Origin of the sequence: Roseisolibacter sp. H3M3-2 (assembly GCF_029211165.1) — a bacterium.
Taxonomy (GTDB): Bacteria; Gemmatimonadota; Gemmatimonadetes; order Gemmatimonadales; family Gemmatimonadaceae; genus Roseisolibacter.
In genome coordinates this window covers 1-1,919 of record NZ_JARGEK010000588.1, presented here as the reverse complement: position 1 = coordinate 1,919, position 1,919 = coordinate 1, and the positions used below count along the sequence as shown (strand labels likewise).

Sequence of the window (1,919 nt, the reverse complement as noted above, 5' to 3'; positions counted from 1 at the left end):
GGGGTCGATGACCTTGCTGAGAAGCTCAAGGAAGAGGCCGAGGCGACCGAGAAGTCGCGTAAGGCGAAGGAGCAGTTCGGGCAGACCTTGGCAGGTGTAGAGCAGGCGATCCGCGATCAGCGAGCTGCGCTCGAGGAATCCGGTAGAGCTCACGAAAGTGCCGCGGAGAAGGCCAAACGCGAGGCGGAGGAGCAGGCTAGGTTAGCTCTTTCGATCCGCGCGACGACGGCCGCCAGGTTAGAAGCCGCGCTTCAAGAAGCAGAGGCTGAGCGTCGCCGGGACCAAACGCCGGGGCAACGGGGTGAGGTAGCCAGCCTTGGCAACACCGGAGTCGAAAGCCGCATCGCTGCCATCCGGGAGGAACTCGGAAAGGCCAACGAGCAAGTGAAAGCCGCCGAGCAGCTCGTTCAGGGCCGCACGGCGCAGCTTGCGGTCGAGCAAGCAGCGCTCGACCCGCTCACCAAGATCAACAAGAAGTACGACGATCAAATCGCGCGACTGAAAGAGATCGCGGGGTACAACCGGCAGTCGAGGGCCGACTTGGAAGCCCAAGTTCGTGTCATCAACGAGCAACGGGAGATCGAACTAAAGGCAGAGCGTGATCGCCAGGCGAAGTTGCGCGAGAAGCCGTCCACCTCGCTCCCCAAGGTCACTTATCAGGAGGTCGGCCGCGAGCTGAAGGAAGCCTTCGGCGGAACGGTCACCTCGACGACGGGTGGCAAGCACGTCAAGAACAGCCTGCACTATGCGGGCCAGGCGGTCGACTTCGTTCCGGCCGGCGGGGTGAACAGCATCTCCAAGGCGCAAATCGAGGAGCGGCTGAAGCCTCTTGGGGTCGACATCAAGGAACTGCTGGGACCAGGCGACAAGGGCCACAGTCGTCACTTCCACGTCGGCTTCTCGAAGACGCGCCTGAGCTCCGACCAGGTAGAAAGCCGGGACGATCAGCGGGAGCGCCGTGAGGAAGCCGAGCGCCAGCGCCGGGAGCGAAATGCCGAGGCCTACGACCAGCTGCTGCTGCGCGCCCAGGAAGACGAGCTGCAGCTGGCGCGCGCGCGCGTCACCGATATCGCCGAGGCAGCCAAGCTCGATCGCCAGGCGGTCGATGTAGAGCGCGACCGATTGAACAGCGCCGTCCAGTCCGGCGTCGAGCAGAAGAAGTGGACGCAGGCGGAAGCTGACGCGGTCATCACCATCAATAATCGCAATGCCGAGCTGAAGAAGGAGGCGATCAGCCAGCAGGAGCGCTTCGCCCTTGTCGATCGTCAGCTCGAGCTTGATCGGTCCGCGCTCGACGCGCAGCTTCGGCTGCTCAGCCTAGATGAAAACCTTGCCCAGACTTCGGCCGAGCGGCGACGCATTGGCCTGCAGATCCTGGAGAATGAACGACGCATCGCGGAGGCGACGCTGAAAGCGGCGATCGCGAAGGAGCAGGATCCTGCCGTCCGCGAGCAGCTGCAGCGCGACCTCGATCAGCTGCCTGCCGAAACCGACCGGCGCGAGCAGCTGCTCAAGCGTCAGACGGAGACGCCGGCGGAGCGGCTGAAGCGTGAGCTCGATCCGGAGCTGATCAACGAACGCATCGAGCAGATTAAGGTCGACGGGCTGCGGTCGCTCGAGGACGGACTGGTCGGCATCATCACCGGTACGCAGAGCGTCGCCGGCGCCTTCAAGAGCATGGCGGCTTCGATCATCTCCGACCTGGCGCGGATTGCGATTCAGCAGGCGATCATCAGGCCGCTCGCCGGCGCTCTCTTCCCCAGCCTCGGCTTCGCCGATGGCGGGCTGATCCAGTTCAACCCGATCCTGACCGCGCAGCGGAATGCCAATGGTGGCTTCATCACCGGGCCCGGGACGGGGCGCTCCGACAGCATTCTGTCCTGGTTGTCCAATGGCGAGTTCGTCTTCAACGCCGAGTC

The 1,919-nt window shown here is 64.0% G+C and carries 1 protein-coding gene; it reads left to right on the top strand.

Translation table 11 applies throughout. From position 1 onward, the window contains the following. Nucleotides 1-1,919: phage tail tape measure C-terminal domain-containing protein (locus tag PYV61_RS24830; protein ID WP_275836565.1), on the top strand; the 1,919-nt coding region annotated here is incomplete at both ends.